We start from the raw sequence: 18,056 nt of genomic DNA on the forward strand, positions 1-18,056 counted from the left end.
AACAAACAGTTTTTCAAGCTAAGAATGATGTACGAATGACCAAAACAAGCATTGATCTATTTAAAGAAATATTCAATACCAATAAAGAGTATCAAAATACGATAATAGAAAAACACCTCAATAAATTAAGGGAGCTAGAAGAGTACTTGCCCCGCAATGAGTCCTTTTTTATTGTAACCAATACCACGACACAGAAGTATGCCTTTGTCAGTAAAAATTTTGAATACGCCTTGGGCTTGGATAGAATTAAAATGGGTGATATAGGCGCCAAATATTGGCTGTCTTATTTTCATCCCGATGACCTACCTGTTTGGATGAGTGCCTTGGAAGATCTAATGCGCTTTACGATGACAAAAGTGAAACAAGAGGATCGCAGTAAACTAAACTATACCTGGAATTTTAGGGTAAAAAACAGTAAAGGAGCATATTGTAACATCTTAGAACATCAAACACCGACCTATTTCGATGAAAATGGTAAGCCTATTATCGGTATTGCCCATTGTACGGTTACCGGTAAGGGAGAATATAGGCCCATCGTATGTTCGATTAAAAAACTAAACGAAAACAATGAGTATGAAATATTGTACCACAAGAACTATTCCCAAAAGCTCATAGATACGAATTCCTTGACCAATAGGGAGCAAGATGTGATTCGTTTATTGGCCCTGAACAAGACCAGTAGGGAAATAGGCGAAAAGCTTTTTATTAGCTCACATACGGTAGATGGCCATAGAAGGAATATACTTAAAAAGCTGAATTTCGATTCCACACAAAAGCTGGTGCAGTACTGTTTGTTGAATCAATTATTTTGAAAACACTCAACATTGAGTGTTGCCGCATCAAAAATATTTAATGTTTTTTGTTTTAGATAAGGCTAGGTTTTCCATTGGCCCAATTGCCGACCCCTAGGTTTATTCGTCAGCCAAACAGCCAATGCCCGATATGAAACCAAAAGCCTATGTATTATACTTTGAATATGTTGCCTTCACAAGATCTTGGTGTAACTGAATGGGGAGCCCTTAGTGAAAGTGCAGACCGTTTTACTGACGGGGCATATAACAAAACCCTAATCCATGAAAAATTTACGGTAGAAGTCAATTTTACGGAAAAGAACCCGCCAAGCGACCTGATTTCACTGTATATACCCATTATGTCCGAACGGTTTATCTCGGCCCTTAAAAATGCAGGGGTAGATAATTTACAAACCTATCCGGTTATCTTAAAAAACTCGAAGCTAGGTCTCATATGGGAAGGCTTTTCTGTTGTAAACGTGTTTGGTTTGTTGAAATGTGTTGATTTGGATCTAAGTGAGGGGAATAAACTCCTAGGAGGGTATAATTTCAAAAAACTCGTCATTGATGTTCAAAAAGCGGAGGGCACATTGCTCTTTCGTCTGTACGAGTCGCCTAGTACGATCATGGTACATTATGACGTTGCCATTAAAATGTTTACGGAGCGATGTGAACCAAGGTTTATGGGGATTGATTTTGAGCCCGTTAAATCTGCCTAGGATACTAGGGGAACCCGACTTTCTACACGTTTAAGAGGGGGGGGCGGGCCGAGGGATGTTCGCCCTAGGCCGGCACAAGCATTACGTTCCTTTCTTCAAGAGGGGTATAAGGATTTATTATTTTGGCCGTTATACTTGCATCGGGGCAAGATCTAATTGTTGACTGCCATTATATAAATACCATAGAATCCAATGAGTCTGTTCAAAAAAATATTCGGAAATAAGCCAAACCTTGAAAACGAAGCAGATGTTCCTGAAAATGAATCGTTAGAAAATCCTCCTGAACTGTTAATGGTAAAATTATTCTTTGAAGATGAGCCCGTCCTTAACGATGAACTTATCGAAAAAGAGCTGAAAAATAAATTTGAAACAATAGGGTTCCCAGATGCTAAGGGTAAAACTAAAAACCTCAGGCAGTATTTCTTCAAAGATTATGAAGTGGAATTTGCCGAGGGGAACATTCCCGCCCAAGCAACGATATTAATACCTGACGAAAATAAAATTGAATATGCCGAATTAGAGAATTCTTTTCGACAATCTTGGAATTGGCAAGAGGCCGAAGAGACGGTCAAAAAATGTTCTTATGAAATCTTGTTGACGGACTTGATGTCTCGAAATTTAGGGTATAAGGAAAGAATCGAATTTTTTCAAAAGTTTGTAGCAAGTATAGTTTCTGCAATGATGCCGAGTGCGGTATGGATCCGAAACAGTGAAGTTATCTTGGAACCTAAGGATTTTCTCGAAAGGAGTAGCCGAGATAACTATCAAAATATAAATGCTTTTATGAATGTGCGCTTGTTCAATATTCAAGAAACACAAAACGAAATGATTATGGATACCCTTGGTTTAAGTGCTCTGGGGCTTCCTGACTTTGAATTTCGATTTGCCGATTATAATCCTCAACAAGTAGCGGGACTTTTATTCAATTATGGGGCTTATATTTTTGAAAACGGAGTTGTAATTGAGCACGGAAATACGATTGAGGGAGTTGAAGCCAATGAAAAATTGAAGTGCTATTTTAACCATTCACAACTTGAACCGAAAAGGATCGTAATCGAAATAATTAAAGGTGATTAGTGGAACTTATTGAATCACATGGGTTTGTGTTGATTTCCTTTCAAAGGCCGAGGGCACAGGGCTGGGGATGTTTGCCTTGGCCGGAACAGGCATCACGTTCATTTCTCCAATAGGGTATAAGGATTCGTTATTTTAGGCGTTATAATAGCGTCAATACTACCATCTAATGTGTTGTCGCAATTTGAAAAACCATCGCAACCAAGTACTAACCTTATACTTTTATTATGGAATCTTTAGGTAACACCTTCGGGCAATCTGAGCCAAAAAACGAATATCAACCTGATTGGACATTTTACTTCTCCAATGTAAATGAAAAATTGAGTTCGATTGCAACTGATTTAAACTTAAAGAGCCTTGCACCAATTAAGGGACAAGAAAATGTAGTCTACGTGTCCATTGAAATGCCCAATCCACAAGACAATGGTTTGTCGAGTAACGAAGATGCCGAGGAGTTATGGAAAATTGAGGATGAAATCATAGACCAATTTGACAAAAATAACCTGAATTATACTTTTGTGGGCCGACTCACGTCAGACGGGTATAGGGATTTATACTTTTTTGGGGAGCATACGATTTTAATGGAAAAGGAAGTTTCCGCTGTAATGACCGCATTTCCGAATTACAATTTTGACTATGGACATAAGTTGGATAAGGAATGGAGTGGCTATTTTGACTTTTTATACCCTATGCCCCAACAAATGCAATCCATTCAAAATAGAAAAGTACTCGCACAACTAGAAAAAGCGGGTGATCAACTGACGAAGGAAAGGGAAGTCTTTCATTGGATCTATTTCAAAACCCAAAATGAATTGGACCAGTTTGAAGATTATACAAATAGTTTAGGTTTTAAGACCTTAACGAAGGAAAATACAGAACAGCCGAGCGAATACAAATTCCTTATTTCCATATCGCGAATTGACAAAGTGGGGTATAATGAAATAGACGATTATACGCTTAAGTTGAGTCAAAAAGCCGCTGAGCTAAATGGTGACTACGATGGTTGGGAAACTTCGGTAGAGTTGTAATCCCCCTATGAAGGGGATGTCCTTTCGCGGGCGAAGGGATGCAAGCTTGGCAAGTGCCCGCACATCACAAATTATAAGCCGTACTGTCTTTCACGGAATCTAAGACAAAAGAAGTGTGTATGGTAGCGATGCCATTGATGATGGACAACCGCTCGTTGATGAATTCATGAAATCCCGCAATATCATCTACGGCAATTTTCAATAGGTAGTCAAAATTTCCGCTGACCTGATGGCACTCCATAATATCCGGAAGCAAAAGTACTTCCCGTTTAAAATTGTCCGCCAATTTCTTTTGTTGCTTGGTCAAGGTAACCTGACAATAGGCAATTAGCTTTTTGCCGATTTTGGCCCGGTCCAATAAGGCCACATAGGCACGAATCACTTCCCCTTGCTCTAGTTTTTTTATTCTTTCGTAAGTGGGGGTCACACTAAGGCCCACTTTACCGGCAATTTCCTTGGTATTTTGTTTTGCATTTTCCTGAAGTTGCATCAGTATTTTACGATCGATCCCATCCATGGCAGATTATTTTTCGGTTATCCCATCCTGTAAAAGTAAGAATCAGGCGTTTAAATCTAATATGTCAAATATAGTAGTTTTATATTCTGTAAAGGTGATTATTATAGAAATAAATTATTAGTAATTGTAATTTTGTAGAATAAAAATAATTGTTAGAAATGAATAATGAGCAACAAATAGAGGAGCTATTGGCCAAACTGATCCAAGAAAAGGATAGGGTTATCGGCTACCCCGTGGCCAAAGACTTTGATTACTCCGGCTTATATAAATTCTTAGAGCATCCTATCAATAATGTTGGAGATCCTTATGAGGCCAATACCTATAAGGTCCAAACCCATGAAATGGAAAGGGAAGTGGTCGATTTTTTTGCCCAGCTGTTTCGGGCAGAGCCAAAAGATTATTGGGGCTATGTAACCAACGGGGGCTCTGAGAGCAATTTGTACGGACTTTATCTGGCGAGGGAACTATATCCGAAAGCCATGGTCTACTTTTCTGAATCTACCCATTATAGCGTTAGAAAAAATATCCATTTGCTCAACCTTTCCAGCATTACCATCAGGTCGCAAGAAAATGGGGAACTTGACTATGAAGACCTTGAAAATACACTACAGTTGAACCGTGACAAACCGGCTATTGTACTTACCACCTTTGGTACGACAATGACCGAGGCCAAAGACGATGTTTCCAAAGTAAAAGGGATTTTAAAGAAATTGGCCATTCAAAGCCACTATATACATTGCGATGCCGCCTTGGCAGGGGCTTATGGGGCCTTTATCGAACCCCGTATCCCTTTTGACTTTCAAGATGGGGCGGACAGTATTTCCATTAGCGGGCATAAATTTATTGGATCGCCTTTTCCTTCGGGGGTTATCTTGGCCAAGCGTTCCTTAAGGGATAGAATAGCCCGGAGTATTTCTTATATCGGTTCTTTAGATACGACCATTACAGGGTCTAGAAACGGGCACAGTGCACTGTTTTTGTGGTACGCCATAAAGAAGATGGGAATCCAAGGGCTTGAGGCGCGTTATCGTCATAGTCTTGAAACCGCGGAATATTGTAAAAAGGAATTGAATAACATAGGCATACCGGCATGGACGAATAAAGGGGCCATAACCGTTGTGTTTCCCAAGGTGTCCCATTCCATTAAAGAGAAATGGCAATTGGCTACCGATGAGGCTACCCATATCATTTGTATGCCCAATGTTACCAAAAGCCAGATAGACGAGTTTATCCTGGATCTGGTAAGCGAGAAGGCGCCGGTGGCCAGCATGGCCTAAAAAGGGTGGCCGACGAACCGTTTTTATTAAACCTGTCGTACATCTTACAAAACTATGTAGGGCAGGTTTTGTTAATATTCCTTATCTTGCTATAAATAAGCCTTCTATAGGTAGACTGTCATAGCATGTTCAACCACAGTAAAAGCGAGTGATGCAAAAGATAATTTATTACGTAGCAAGTTCTTTGGACGGATATATCGCGGGAAAAAATGGCGATATAAGTGAGTTCATTATGGAAGGGGAAGGGGGTGAAAAATATCAAGCTGATTTGGCGAAGTTTGAAACCGTGATTATGGGCCGTAAAACCTATGAATACGGATATCAATACGGACTCGAACCAGGACAACCGGCCTACCTTAACATGAATCACCATATCTTTTCCGAAACGCTTAAAATTGATGCGCTTGCCGATAACGTCCGAATTGAAAACAGCTCGGTAGAACGGGTCAAGGAAATTGCCGAGGCATCCCCAACCGACGTTTATCTCTGTGGCGGTGGCGAGTTTGCGGGATGGCTGCTTGACCATGGGTTGATTGATCAATTGAAACTCAAGCTGAACCCGATAATACTAGGGGATGGGATTCCGCTTTTTGGAAGCTCAAAAGCCGTATCGGTCGGAAAGCTCATTGAAAAGGAAACTTTTGATGACGGCTTACAAATACTTACCTACGACTTAAAATCGTAGCCCCTAGGAAGCCTTGGGTGTTTTAAGGCGAAACCCATTTAAACCATTGCCCGATCATGAAAAAAAAAGCCGCGCTTCCCTACCTTGTTTTAGCTGGTGTCCTTCTTGGTGTCTGCTGTAATTCCGTTCCCGACGGCAAAACCGCCAATCCCATTGATGGGGTATGGGAGTTGAGCCATTTCTACCATCTTGCAAACGGCGACACCCTAAGTGTGGATACGAGCAAGGTACAGCACAAAATCTATTTAGACGGCCATGTCATCTGGAACACCGACCCGGCGGCAGATGCTTCCGAGTGGCACGGCTATGGGACCTACACTTTTAAAAACGATACCATTACGGAAACCCTGATCTCGATGTCTAAATCGATGCAGAGCGATGTGAATACCTATGTGATACCCATTGAACGCAGTAAAAACACCTACAAGCAAGTGAATACCTATAAACGAAACGATACGGTTTTCCATAATATCGAAGTTTATAAAAAATTGAATTAGGGTAAAGTAAAATGGTAATCCTATCATTGTATAAGCGGAATCAAAAGCCTTATTGATTGGTGGAAAAGTAAGGGTTCGTGCACCGATTCCTTAGGTGGCACCGTACATTGAAAACCGTATCGGTCGGAAAACTGATTGAAAGGGAAGCTTTTGATAAGGGCTTTTAATTACTTGCCCACGATTTCAAACCGTAAGTCCAACCCGTGATAATTAAATATGCTTCTGTTCGATTAAGCCGCCAAGGGCTTCATTATATCTTGTGTAAACCATACTTTTGCCAACAAGACTGAACTAAGGTCTTGTCTTACCTTGCAAAGGATTTTTCACAAGGCCTTTGAGGTGATACGAAGGGAATACTATTTAAAAGAAGAATGCTGGGAAAAATTATAAAGAAAGTACTGCTTACGGTGGTCATATTCATTGGGGCATTGTTTATTGCTTACCTCTTGTTCAATAATTTCTATCCAAGTCTTGGTGGTGATGTCACCAAAGAGCGGCAGTTGGTCTACGAAGGCTCAAATCAGTTCAAAGACGGAAAATTCAAAAATATCAAAGCTGTTCCAAAAGAATTAAGTTTTGGGGAAACCCTGGATCTTGCCTATAAATTTTTTACGACCGAGGTCAAAAATGGAAGGCCCAAAAAAGACTTGGAAGTCCTTAAATTAGACTCCGCCCGTGTAGCGGCCTATAAAAGCCAAACCAGAATGCTATGGTTCGGACATTCATCGTTTTTGTTGCAAATGGACGGTAAAAATATTCTTTTAGATCCCATGTTCGGCAAGGTCCCGGCGCCTCACCCTTGGTTGGGCGATGAACGGTTCAATAAGGAAATGCCCTTGGACGTTCAAAAACTGCCCAAAATTGATGCGGTCATTTTTTCCCATGACCATTACGACCATTTAGATTACGAAACTATTCTAGGTATTAAGGATAAAGTCGATCATTATTTTGTGCCGCTTGGTTTGGGCGTGCATTTGGAAGCTTGGGGGATTTCTTCGGACAGGATTACGGAATTGGACTGGTGGCAAGAGGAAGAATTAGGTGGGATTACACTGGTTTGTACGCCTGCACAGCATTTTTCCGGCAGAAAACTGAGCAATGGCCAAAGTACCTTGTGGAGTTCGTGGGTGGTGAAATCGGACTCTGAAAGCATTTATTTTAGCGGGGATAGTGGATACGCCCCGCATTTCAAGGAAATAGGTGAAAAATACGGTCCTTTTGACCTAGCCTTAATGGAGTGTGGTCAATACGACAAGATGTGGCCCGATATACATATGATGCCCGAGGAAACAGCACTGGCAGGGATCGATGTGAAGGCAAGGAAAATAATGCCCATACATTGGGCCGGTTTCAAATTGGCGCTCCATGATTGGAAAGATCCTATACTACGGGTAAAGAAAAAGGCAATAGAACTGGACTTAAAAGTGATTGCCCCCAGAATTGGGCAAGAAATCATGGTAGCCGATTCCCTTAGTACCTATGCGAACTGGTGGAAAGACCTTTAGTGTAGCTTGCTCCGGAATTTAATTATACCCTCTAACTTCCCCCATATCCAAGGTTAGCGGTCCTAGTTTGTGGGAGGTGGGCAAGAAGGCGCCACTTTCCATAATCTTCCAATCGTCCCAAGTCGCTTTGAGTCCCCCAATGGGAATAATACTGACCCACATTTGGAAGCTTTCAGGCAATCCGTTGGGCCCTATATGCCAGAGGTAGGAATCTCCAGGGGTACTGCCCCCTGAGGAATAGGTGACCAACAAAGCCTGCGAACCGTCTTCCAAGGTCACTAAACTGCGTTCCGTTCCGGTATCGAATACTTTAAAGGGGGCGACCAGCCAAAAGGAATCGTTATTGAAAAAACCTATGGCTTGATCAATGCGCTTTTTTCGGTCTTCGCCCAGCACTTCGGTCTCGTTTTCGAATACCTTGCTTTTTGACGGGCTGTTTAAATGTAAGAGTACACGGTAATCGTCCCATGCCACATCTACTTCGCCATTGGCTTTGTCCCATTTGTAGCGATGCGCACCCTTGGCAAAAGTCCATTCCAAGTATTGGGTTTGTGTATAGGCGTCGTTATTGATGGCCTTTAGCATTTTAACTGCGAGGGCATCGGCCTTTTCACCGGTAATTCCCGTAGGCAAGGCTTCGTCGTATATCATATACAAAACACCGAAGCCCACGAGGAGCAGGGCGGCAAGATACAGAAGTCCCTTGCCCAGAATTTTTAACAGTTTCCCTATCATCTCAAATACGTTAAAAGCCTACGGCCGTATCATCGCCACGGGGGTCGGCACCTCCTTCGAGACTGCCATCGGGCAATACACGAATGGCGTCTACCTTCCCTATAATGGGTGTGCGGTCTTCATTGATATGATATCCTTTTGATTTGAGTCCGCCCTTGAGCTCTTCTGAAAAGCCTTTGGGTTCAAAGACCACCATATCGGGTAACCACTGGTGATGGAAACGCGGAGCGCTTACGGCGTCTTGCATGCTCATATTGAACTCGTACCCGTTTAGAATGGTCTGGGTTACGGCCGTGATTATGGTCGAGCCTCCGGGTGTACCTACTACCATCCAAAGCTTGCCTTCCTTTTCTACAATGGTCGGGGTCATGCTGCTGAGCATGCGTTTTCCGGGGGCAATGCTGTTGGCTTCGGCGCCTACCAGGCCGAACATATTCGGAACACCGGCCTTGGCGCTAAAATCGTCCATTTCATTGTTCAGGAAAAAACCGAGCTCGTCACAATAAAGTTTTGACCCGTAGGCCCCGTTTAAGGTCGTCGTTACCGAAACGGCATTGCCTTCGGCATCGACAATGGAGTAGTGGGTGGTTTCCATACTTTCGGCCATTTGTATGTTTCCTTCGCGGACGTCTTCCGATTTGGTCGCCTTGTCAAAAGAAAAATCCTCCATACGTTCCTTTAAATAGGCATCGCTTAAAAGCTCGTCTAAGGGGATGTTCACAAAATCGGGATCGCCCAACCAATAGTTCCGGTCGGCATAGGCACGGCGCGCGGCCTCGGTAAACAATTGTATGGTCTTTTCTGAATTATGTCCGAATTTGGCAACATCGTAAGGTTCCATCATCTTTAAAATCTGGTTCATGGTAACCCCACCGCTACTAGGCGGACTCATTGATATGATGTGAAGGTCTTTGTAGTCGAAAACTATAGGCTGACGCCATTGGGCCTCGTATTGTGCGAGGTCTTCCTCGGTAACGAATCCTCCTTTTTCCTGAATGAAGGAAGCCAGTACTTTTGCGGTTTCCCCTTTGTAGAACCCGTCACGCCCTTCTTCCGCTATACGGCGCAGCGTATTGGCCAGGGCGGGAAACTTTACAAGGTCTCCGGCTTCGCAACCAATGGGAAAGGTGGTGACGCTATCGTTCACTTCCAAGATAATATCTTTGTAATTTTTAAAACGTTCGGCCTGTTTTTCGGTAATGATCACCCCTTCGTCGGCCAAGGCAATGACCGGTTCAAGAATGGTTTCCAAGGGCATGGACCCGAATTTTTTATGTACCTCTATGATTCCTGCCACCGTACCGGGAACCCCGACCGCAGTAGCACCTTTGGTACTCATACCCGGAATAACGTTTCCTAGGGAATCTAAATACATATCCTTTGTAGCGGCCAAGGGGGCTTTTTCACGATAATCCAAGGCCCCGATAGAACCGTCCGCCTTGCGGTAGACCATAAAACCGCCTCCGCCTACGTTTCCGGCAAAGGGATAGGAAACGACCAGGGCCAGCTCGGTGGCCACCATGGCGTCAAAGGCATTTCCGCCCTGTTTTAAAATGGTTGCCCCAATGGTCGAGGCTTCCTCGCGCGCAGAGACCACCATGGCCTTTTCGACAACGACGCCGGTAGGTTTTGCAGGTTTAAGAGGTTCGCTTTTGCAGCTTAGGAAAAAGAGAAGGATAAGGGTCTTAAGTAAAACAAATCGTACGGGTTTCATAAGTGGTCGGATTACTAAGGTTTACAAACGGTTTTAAAGTAGGTCGTATATGCTATGTCGATTAGAGTGATATAAATTTTTGCTTTGAAAATACCAAAAGTTCATCAAAGAAGGCCGTAAACTCTTCTTCGAATTTTTCGTAATGCTCTTCAAGGTCTAAAATGGCAAAGTTCATTTTAGAGATATTGTTGGTCCTACGGTTCATTCCCTTTAAGACCTTGGCAATACCCTCCATTTTGGAATAGTTGTAGATCCAGTTATCGGAAATCATATAGGGCATCATACGTTGTACGCCTACGGGTAGAATGGTGTAGTGCTCTTCCAATAGGTCGTAAAAATTATCCACATAAATATCCAAAGGCGTTTCGCTATAGGTATCCCAATTTTTGGCCAGGTAGTGGTCGTAAAAAATGTCTACGATCACCCTACTGTAATGGCTGTAGTTCTTGTGTAGGCGTTTACTGCTGATTTTGGGAATCTCGTGCGTATCGGTAAAGGTGTCGATATCTCGGTGTAACATGATCCCTTTTTGAACCCGTTCCGGTAGATGCTTGAATTTATTGCCCCTAATGCTGTCCGCAATAAAATTTCCCAAGGTAATTTCGGGGTCATCGAACGAAAGATAAATATGTGCTAAAAAATTCATAGGTTCGAATTTACAAATTGCAAACATAGTATTGGCCTTAGACCTGTATATTTGCAGAAACTATTTTACATAAACATGACATTAATAAAATCGATTTCAGGTATACGAGGCACTATTGGAGGTAGCCCGGGAGATAACTTAACCCCCATAGATGCGGTTAAATTTGCCGCGGCATATGGTATTTGGTTAAAGGAATATTCTAAAAAGGAAAAGCTAAAAGTGGTTATCGGTAGAGATGCCCGCCTATCCGGTGAAATGATCCAAAACCTGGTCGTATCCACATTGGTAGGTCTTGGTATAGATGTTATCGATTTGGATCTGTCGACCACACCTACGGTTGAAATAGCGGTTCCTTTGGAAAAAGCGGACGGAGGTATTATTTTGACCGCCAGCCACAACCCGAAACAATGGAACGCCCTTAAACTTTTGAATGAAAAAGGGGAGTTTTTAGATGCGGCGCAAGGGGCTAAGATTTTAGATATAGCCGAAAAGGAAGAATTTGATTTTTCTGAAGTCGATGATTTGGGAAGCATTACCCGAAACGATTCATATATAGATATTCATATCGACGAAGTATTGGACCTACCCTTGGTAGACGCCGATACCATTCGTATGGCCAAATTTAAGGTAGTGGTCGATGGTGTAAACTCTACAGGGGGGATTGCCATTCCTAAACTACTCGAAGAGCTTGGTGTTGAAGTGGTGAAATTGTACTGTGACCCAACAGGACATTTTCCGCATAACCCAGAGCCCTTAAAAGAGCACTTGGGCGATATCTGTGCCTTGGTGGTAGAGGAAAAGGCCGATTTTGGAATTGTGGTCGATCCCGATGTAGACCGTTTGGCCTTTATCGATAATACCGGGGAGATGTTTGGAGAGGAATACACCTTGGTGGCCTGTGCCGATTACGTTTTGGGCAAGACCAAAGGGAATACCGTTTCTAACTTGTCTTCTTCACGTGCCTTACGCGACATTACCGAAAAGCATGGGGGTACGTATGAAGCTTCAGCTGTTGGCGAAGTGAACGTAGTGACTAAAATGAAGGCGAACAAAGCCATTATCGGTGGTGAGGGAAATGGGGGTATTATTTACCCTGAAAGCCACTATGGTCGTGATTCGCTCGTCGGTACCGCTTTGTTCTTGATGTTGATGGCCGAAAAGGGAGGGGGTGTTGCCGAACTTCGTGCGAGCTATCCTTCGTACTTTATGAGCAAGAAGAAAATACAGTTGACCCCGGGTCTTGATGTCGACGGCATTCTTAAGGCAATGGCCGAAAAATATAAGGATGAGGAAATATCTACCATTGACGGGGTAAAAATCGATTTTCCCGAAAATTGGGTCCACCTGAGAAAATCGAATACCGAACCCATCATCAGAATATACACCGAAGCTAAAAGCCAATCGGAAGCCGATGCCTTGGCCGACCGTATTATCGATGAGATTAAAGCGGTAGCCGGTTTATAGCACAAGCTGCTCCCTGAGCATGGTCGAAGGGAGGCGTTAAAGCACAACGCTCGGAACGATCGAGATTCTTCTCGTTTTTATTCCGAGCGTTTTTTATTCTAGTAAAAAAGTACGCTTCCTATATCTAGTTAATTAAGTCGTTGAAGCGAGGGTTACTGAAACTCTGCGGGAACATTGTTCCTGTGCTTCCAACGCCTATGCGTCCAGAGGTAATATTCCGGTTTTTCCTGGATCTGCTGTTCCGCCAAGCGCAAGAAGGTGTCTGTAATCTCGTTTTTCTCGGTCGATTTCCCGGAAGTGGTAATAGGGATGAACTCTGCGGAGTAATAGCCTCTTTTGACCTTGGATACCTTTAGGAATACCACGGCAAGGTCCATTTTTCGCGCAAAGCTTTCGGCCCCGTTGATAACCGGTACCTTAACCCCCATGAATTCGGTCCAATACTGCGCCCTGCTCCGTTGTGGTGATTGGTCGCTTACCATGCCGAAAATCCCGATCTTATTGTTCAGGTGGTTTTTGAGTACCACTTTGGCCGTTTCTTCCTTGGTAATGAGAACGGTGTTCCATCGGGCACGTACCTTTTTGACCCATCGGTCAAAATAGGGATTGCTTATCCTTTGGTAGACCGCATAGCCCTGTGATGTTACGTGGTTGTTGATGCTTACGTTCCATTCCCAGTTGGCGTAGTGTGAGCAGACTACCAAAATGGTCTTTTCCTTTTCTATTTCCTGTATGACCTCAATATTTTGAATGGCATAGCGTTTGGCGACTTCCGCTTTGGATAGGTTCATGGTCTTGACCATTTCTAGGAAGGCATCACACATATGATGGTAGAATTTTTTTCGGATCGCTAGGATTTCTTCTTCCGTTTTGTCGGGAAAGGCCAGTTTCAGATTGGTCTTGACGACATCTTTCCGATAGCCTACCACATGGTAGACCAAGAAGAATACAAAGTCTGAAAAACCGTAGAAAAGGCGATAAGGCAAAATGGAAATGAGCCATAATAAAGGATACGCCAAAATAAAAACAAGCAGTTGCATTGAAACCTTTTAATCCACAAATATAGCTATATTTGAAGCTAAATTAACTGTGCTGTATGAACAACCTTGATATTGCTACGATCGTAGTAATCGCTGCCAACGTTTTGGTTTCCTTAAAAGGATTCAACGATACCGTATTTTTTGAGCGCTATAAGTTTGGGATCGGACAGATACAGGCCGGTCAGAAAGAACGTATGCTGACGTCGGGTTTTTTACATGTTGACGTAGCCCACCTGTTTTTCAATATGTTTACCTTGTACTTTTTTGCGCCGGTGGTAGTCAATTGGTTCAGTTCCGGAAAATTTCTGGCCATCTACTTTCTTAGCTTATTGGCAGGAAGCCTTTTAGCAATGTATTTTCACAAAAAGGAACCTTATTATAGTGCCGTTGGGGCCAGTGGCGCGGTAACCGGTGTACTCTATGCCGCCATTCTCTTGCAGCCCAATATGCAATTGGGCATTATGTTCATTCCCCTTCCCGTACCCGCTTATGTGTTCGGTATAGGCTACTTGCTGTATTCCATTTATGGTATGAAAAGCCGTATGGGCAATATTGGGCATACCGCCCATTTTGGAGGGGCTATAGGGGGCTATGTGGGAACCCTGCTTTTTATGCCAAAACTATTGGTCCATGAGCCTCTTATGGTAGGCTTGTTGGCAATACCGATCATCATACTGTTCATCATGGCGAAAATGGGCAAGATTTAGCCCTGATCTTTGTCGATTTTTTTCCTGAATTCTCTCTTTATTCTCTTAAAATAGGGGCTATGTTGCCGCATTTATCGTAATTGAGTGCGATTTGTCGAAAAAAGACGATTCATTTATACACTTCAAGGGGCTTTAGGCGTTAGGTTAACACCCAAACCTAATAGTGTTTAAACCTACTTATGATGAAAAAGCTTTCCCTCGTCGCATTGGCGGCCAGTACATTTATACTATCGTGTAGTGACGAAACCACGGTCTTTAAAGATACCGAAGATGATATTTCCATTGAAGCCAAGGCATCGGTTTTAGAGAATAGTATTCTCTATGACGACGCCGGTGTTCTTGAAATAAGAAAAACGGACGGTTCTACAGGAAAGACTTCCAAGACCATAGAGGAGATGGCTGGCGATTACCCCTTGACCTTGGTCGCCCGTGTTGATCCACCGTCTTATACGGGCGGAGATAACCTTACCGCATCGCATGTCGATGTAGACGGCAATTATGCCTACGTATCGTATAATACGGTAGAGGACGGTTATGCAGGTGGTATCGATATCATTGATGTAAGCGACCCGAACAACCCTAAAGTTACATCGCGACTGTATTATAGCAATGCCGATATCAATGCGGTAGAGTACGACAACGGCTATGTTTACGCTGTGGGCGGGGTAGATTCGGAAAAGTCCGCTAGGGCCACTTCCAATTCCTTTATTGTTAAAATACCTGCTTCAGGTGGTAAATTGGATGTCAGCAGGGAGTTGACCTATGGTTTCCAAGAAGGATTTACGGCCAATGATGTAGAGGTAACCACAAATGGTATATTGGTCACAAGCGGAAAAGATGGCTTGTTGACTTCCTATAAAAAAACCGATCTATCGACCAAAAACGACGTTTCTTTTTCCGATTTGCGTTCGGTAGCCTATGAAAATGGGGTTGTAGCCGTATTGGATGCGAGCCAAGGCGTAAGCATCATGGATGAAAATTTTGTAGAACGTAAAATCATTGCTATCGATTCCGATTTTGGACAGAGTAGCAAAAGGACCTTGGATTTTTCAGGGGAAAAAATAATCGTATCGGAAGGTGCCAAAGGTGCTGGGGTCTATAATATGGACAGTGGTAGCTTGATCGAGTATATTCCCATCCTTTTAAATCCTGTAGGTACCGAAACGGAAAACATCGTTACCAATGCCGTGGCTATGAACGAAGAGATTCTGTTAATGGCCAATGGGGGTGCGGGACTCTGTCTTACCGAAGATGTAGACGGGCAAACCAATATAGTGGGGGTGGTAGACCTTGATGGGTCGATCAACTACGTGGCCTCAAAAGGGGATTATGTTTTTGCGGCTTCGGGTAAAGCAGGACTCCAAATCGTAAAACTTAACCGACCGGATCAAAGTTTGGAAAACCGTTGTTCGGATCTTGATCCTTACCACGGTAGTGCCAACCTCTATGTGAGTGAAGGTGATGTAAAGGAATACAGTGGGTCTAAGCGTTTCAATAAACTTGAAGTAGATGGCTCTTTGCTACTTTGTGGTACGTGGACAGTGAACAGTACCAGTTATGTGAATAGTAATGGACTCTTCGAGATGAAGGGGACCTTGGTCGTGGGGAGAAACAATAAGAGAAAAAATATAGTCGTAAACAAGGATGCCGTGCTCAGGGTAGAAGGTAACCTGTACATATATGGTGACCTGATCTTGAATGAGGGCGCTACCGTAGAATTTATAGGTGACGATTCGGTTGCCAATATTTTCGGGAGTGTAAAGCTTCTTGAAAACGCCAAAGTAAAAGGTACGTTTAGGGACGTACAGGGGAAGTTCTAAGGAATTGGCCCTAATATAAAAACAAAAGCCCCGACCAGTTAAGGTCGGGGCTTTTGTTATTAGGTATAGGTAATTTTACTTTAAAAGCTCAGCTACTTTTTGTTCCAAGGCCGGACCTCTTAGGTTCTTGGCGATGATTACTCCATTTTCATCCAAAAGGAATGCAGCGGGAATGGCATCGACATTGTATAATTTGGCAATGGGATCGTTGAAATAAGCTAGGTTTGATACTTGGTGCCAGGCCAATCCGTCATCGGCGATAGCCTTTTTCCAAGCCTCTTCGGTCTTGTCTAATGAAACACCGACAATGTTGAGTCCTTTGTCATGGTATTTTTCGTAGACCTTAACAACATTCGGATTCTCGGCCCTACAAGGTTTGCACCATGCGGCCCAAAAGTCGACAAGGGTCACTTTACCAAGAACCTCGTTTAGGGCAACTGTTTTACCTTCGGGGTTAGGAGCCGAAAACTCAGGGGCCTTTGCGCCAATGGCCGTACTCTTTTCATTTTCCTCGGCCTGTTTTTGGGCTTCCAATTTCTTTACGATGGTAGCCGCAACCTTGGTCTTTTTGATTTCGGGTGAAAGCGCATCGTACATTTCCTGTGCCTCGGCAGCCGTAATGGCCCTTGCGCTGGTGGCACGGTCAATAAGTAAGGCCGCTATAAGGGCATTCGGATGCTCTTTGATATAGGTGATCTCAAAGTTTTTGTACTCCTCCTGAAGTTCCATCATTTCATCCCTAAGGGCCAAAGCCGTAGCCTCGTCCGCTTTTTGCATGTCTTGTTGGATCGACTGGGCACGGGCGGTAATCTCTTTTGATTTGTCCATGTAGTCCATGAACACATCGTTTTGTGCCGTGCCTTTTACATCGGCAAAGCCCAAGCTGTCTTTTTGTGCACTGAGTTCAATCTCGCCGTTTTCTAGGATCACAGCAGTATAGCCCATTAGTTTGTCTACAAAAACGTAGTGCATTTCTGGGGTGTCGGCCTGACCGGTAAAAACAAATTTCCCGTTTTCCACGGTGGTGGTATCTATATCAACAGGTTGACCGTTGTCGCCCATGGCCTTAAGAAACACTTTGGTGCCGTTTTCGACCTCGCCTCTAAGGTTTCCTGTAAAACTATAGCCTTCCGGTTTTTGGTTACAGGCGAAAAGACCCACTAAAATACAAACTGACAATACTACTTTTTTCATTCCTTTTATTTAAGATTGAGCAAATGTAGGTATATATCGGTACAAAAAAAAGCCCTTGACAGTATGTGTCAAGAGCTTAGGTGTATTTGAGGTATGATTTTTAAAACTGGTATCGAATACCAAGTGCGATATCAAAGTTGAAGCGATTGTCAAAATTGGAAAATCCGATAAGTCCGATTTCAGGTCTAAAGTCCAAAGACACTACTATCGGAAGGTCGAAGTTGTATTCCACACCCACATCACCGGCCAAGAAAACGAAAAGTCCCCCATCGGGATCTTCGGCAATGGTCGGGTTGTTTCTGTTGGGAACAGGGGCGAAATCTACACTGCCCAATCCGGCACCGGCACCGTAGAACCAGTTGAATCCCCTGTCTATGTTGTAGATCCATTGGTAGACTCCGGTCAGTTTGATCGCGTCGAACTCGCGGCTATCGCGGTAACCTAGGTCAAACTCGGCACGGGTATACCGGCCTATTAATCTTTGATAAGAGATTTCTGCCCCGAAACCATCGCTATCGCCAAGCCTTAAACCTAATGCGTTGTCAGATATGTCTTGGGCCTGTAGGGAAAGTGCCATAGAGCAAAAGCAAATAAAAAATAAAAATTTCCAATTTTTCATGTTCTTGTGATTTTTGGTTCTAAA

Annotated in this window: 18 protein-coding genes; 11 read left to right on the forward strand and 7 right to left on the reverse strand. The window is 43.3% G+C overall.

All coding sequences use genetic code 11. The annotated features are described in order from the left end of the window. Positions 1–35: 35 nt before the first annotated feature. The 4 genes from BW980_RS10880 to BW980_RS10895 all read left to right on the forward strand — a co-directional run bounded on the left by BW980_RS10880 (position 36) and on the right by BW980_RS10895 (position 3,612). Positions 36–812, forward strand: coding sequence for a LuxR C-terminal-related transcriptional regulator (locus BW980_RS10880; RefSeq protein ID WP_076455234.1), 777 nt, complete (start codon positions 36–38; stop codon positions 810–812). A gap of 146 nt (positions 813–958) precedes the next feature. After that, entirely contained in the window at positions 959–1,510 is a 552-nt protein-coding gene (locus tag BW980_RS10885; protein ID WP_139327655.1) for a hypothetical protein, read from the forward strand. 192 nt (positions 1,511–1,702) lie between these two features. After that, positions 1,703–2,587, forward strand: a complete 885-nt coding sequence (locus BW980_RS10890; protein ID WP_076455236.1) for a DUF4261 domain-containing protein — start codon at positions 1,703–1,705, stop codon at positions 2,585–2,587. A gap of 224 nt (positions 2,588–2,811) precedes the next feature. Next, positions 2,812–3,612 (forward strand): DUF695 domain-containing protein, encoded by an 801-nt coding sequence (locus tag BW980_RS10895; RefSeq protein WP_076455237.1) that lies wholly within the window; start codon positions 2,812–2,814, stop codon positions 3,610–3,612. 64 nt (positions 3,613–3,676) lie between these two features. Here BW980_RS10895 and BW980_RS10900 read toward each other — a convergent pair whose 3' ends face one another. Continuing rightward, complete coding sequence (locus tag BW980_RS10900; RefSeq protein WP_076455238.1) at positions 3,677–4,129, reverse strand: Lrp/AsnC family transcriptional regulator; 453 nt, start codon at positions 4,127–4,129, stop codon at positions 3,677–3,679. A gap of 158 nt (positions 4,130–4,287) precedes the next feature. Between BW980_RS10900 and BW980_RS10905 the strand changes: the two genes are divergently transcribed. From BW980_RS10905 to BW980_RS10920, 4 genes are all read left to right on the forward strand, one after another. After that, entirely contained in the window at positions 4,288–5,406 is a 1,119-nt protein-coding gene (locus BW980_RS10905) for a histidine decarboxylase (RefSeq protein ID WP_076455239.1), read from the forward strand. Positions 5,407–5,557: 151 nt separating this feature from the next. After that, positions 5,558–6,091, forward strand: coding sequence for a dihydrofolate reductase family protein (locus BW980_RS10910; RefSeq protein ID WP_076455240.1), 534 nt, complete (start codon positions 5,558–5,560; stop codon positions 6,089–6,091). Between the two features lie 56 nt (positions 6,092–6,147). Beyond that, a complete protein-coding gene (locus BW980_RS10915) occupies positions 6,148–6,588 on the forward strand; it encodes a hypothetical protein (RefSeq protein WP_076455241.1) in 441 nt (146 codons plus the stop codon). Positions 6,589–6,959: 371 nt separating this feature from the next. Next, positions 6,960–8,093: an MBL fold metallo-hydrolase gene (locus tag BW980_RS10920; protein WP_076455242.1), complete on the forward strand. Its 1,134-nt coding sequence runs from the start codon at positions 6,960–6,962 to the stop codon at positions 8,091–8,093. An 18-nt stretch (positions 8,094–8,111) separates the two neighbouring features. Here BW980_RS10920 and BW980_RS10925 read toward each other — a convergent pair whose 3' ends face one another. The 3 genes from BW980_RS10925 to BW980_RS10935 all read right to left on the reverse strand — a co-directional run bounded on the left by BW980_RS10925 (position 8,112) and on the right by BW980_RS10935 (position 11,188). After that, positions 8,112–8,828, reverse strand: a complete 717-nt coding sequence (locus tag BW980_RS10925) for a hypothetical protein (RefSeq protein ID WP_076455243.1) — start codon at positions 8,826–8,828, stop codon at positions 8,112–8,114. 10 nt (positions 8,829–8,838) lie between these two features. Next, positions 8,839–10,542, reverse strand: a complete 1,704-nt coding sequence (gene ggt, locus BW980_RS10930; protein WP_076455244.1) for a gamma-glutamyltransferase — start codon at positions 10,540–10,542, stop codon at positions 8,839–8,841. Positions 10,543–10,603: 61 nt separating this feature from the next. Beyond that, entirely contained in the window at positions 10,604–11,188 is a 585-nt protein-coding gene (locus BW980_RS10935) for an acyl carrier protein phosphodiesterase (RefSeq protein ID WP_076455245.1), read from the reverse strand. 75 nt (positions 11,189–11,263) lie between these two features. Between BW980_RS10935 and glmM the strand changes: the two genes are divergently transcribed. Further along, positions 11,264–12,652, forward strand: coding sequence for a phosphoglucosamine mutase (gene glmM / locus BW980_RS10940; protein ID WP_076455246.1), 1,389 nt, complete (start codon positions 11,264–11,266; stop codon positions 12,650–12,652). Between the two features lie 152 nt (positions 12,653–12,804). Here glmM and BW980_RS10945 read toward each other — a convergent pair whose 3' ends face one another. Beyond that, positions 12,805–13,692: a lysophospholipid acyltransferase family protein gene (locus BW980_RS10945; protein WP_076455247.1), complete on the reverse strand. Its 888-nt coding sequence runs from the start codon at positions 13,690–13,692 to the stop codon at positions 12,805–12,807. A 56-nt stretch (positions 13,693–13,748) separates the two neighbouring features. Between BW980_RS10945 and BW980_RS10950 the strand changes: the two genes are divergently transcribed. Next, a complete protein-coding gene (locus BW980_RS10950; RefSeq protein ID WP_076455248.1) occupies positions 13,749–14,399 on the forward strand; it encodes a rhomboid family intramembrane serine protease in 651 nt (216 codons plus the stop codon). 179 nt (positions 14,400–14,578) lie between these two features. After that, complete coding sequence (locus BW980_RS10955) at positions 14,579–16,219, forward strand: LVIVD repeat-containing protein (protein WP_245800036.1); 1,641 nt, start codon at positions 14,579–14,581, stop codon at positions 16,217–16,219. Between the two features lie 75 nt (positions 16,220–16,294). Here the strand turns inward: BW980_RS10955 and BW980_RS10960 are convergent, their stop codons facing one another. Both BW980_RS10960 and BW980_RS10965 read right to left on the reverse strand, forming a co-directional pair. Further along, a complete protein-coding gene (locus BW980_RS10960) occupies positions 16,295–17,413 on the reverse strand; it encodes a TlpA disulfide reductase family protein (RefSeq protein ID WP_076455250.1) in 1,119 nt (372 codons plus the stop codon). A 100-nt stretch (positions 17,414–17,513) separates the two neighbouring features. After that, positions 17,514–18,032 carry a hypothetical protein gene (locus BW980_RS10965; RefSeq protein WP_076455251.1) on the reverse strand — a complete coding sequence of 173 codons (519 nt, stop codon included), beginning with the start codon at positions 18,030–18,032 and terminating at the stop codon, positions 17,514–17,516. Positions 18,033–18,056 lie beyond the last annotated feature (24 nt).

The sequence above is a fragment of the Zobellia uliginosa genome, assembly GCF_900156625.1.
GTDB classification, from domain to species: domain Bacteria; phylum Bacteroidota; class Bacteroidia; order Flavobacteriales; family Flavobacteriaceae; genus Zobellia; species Zobellia uliginosa.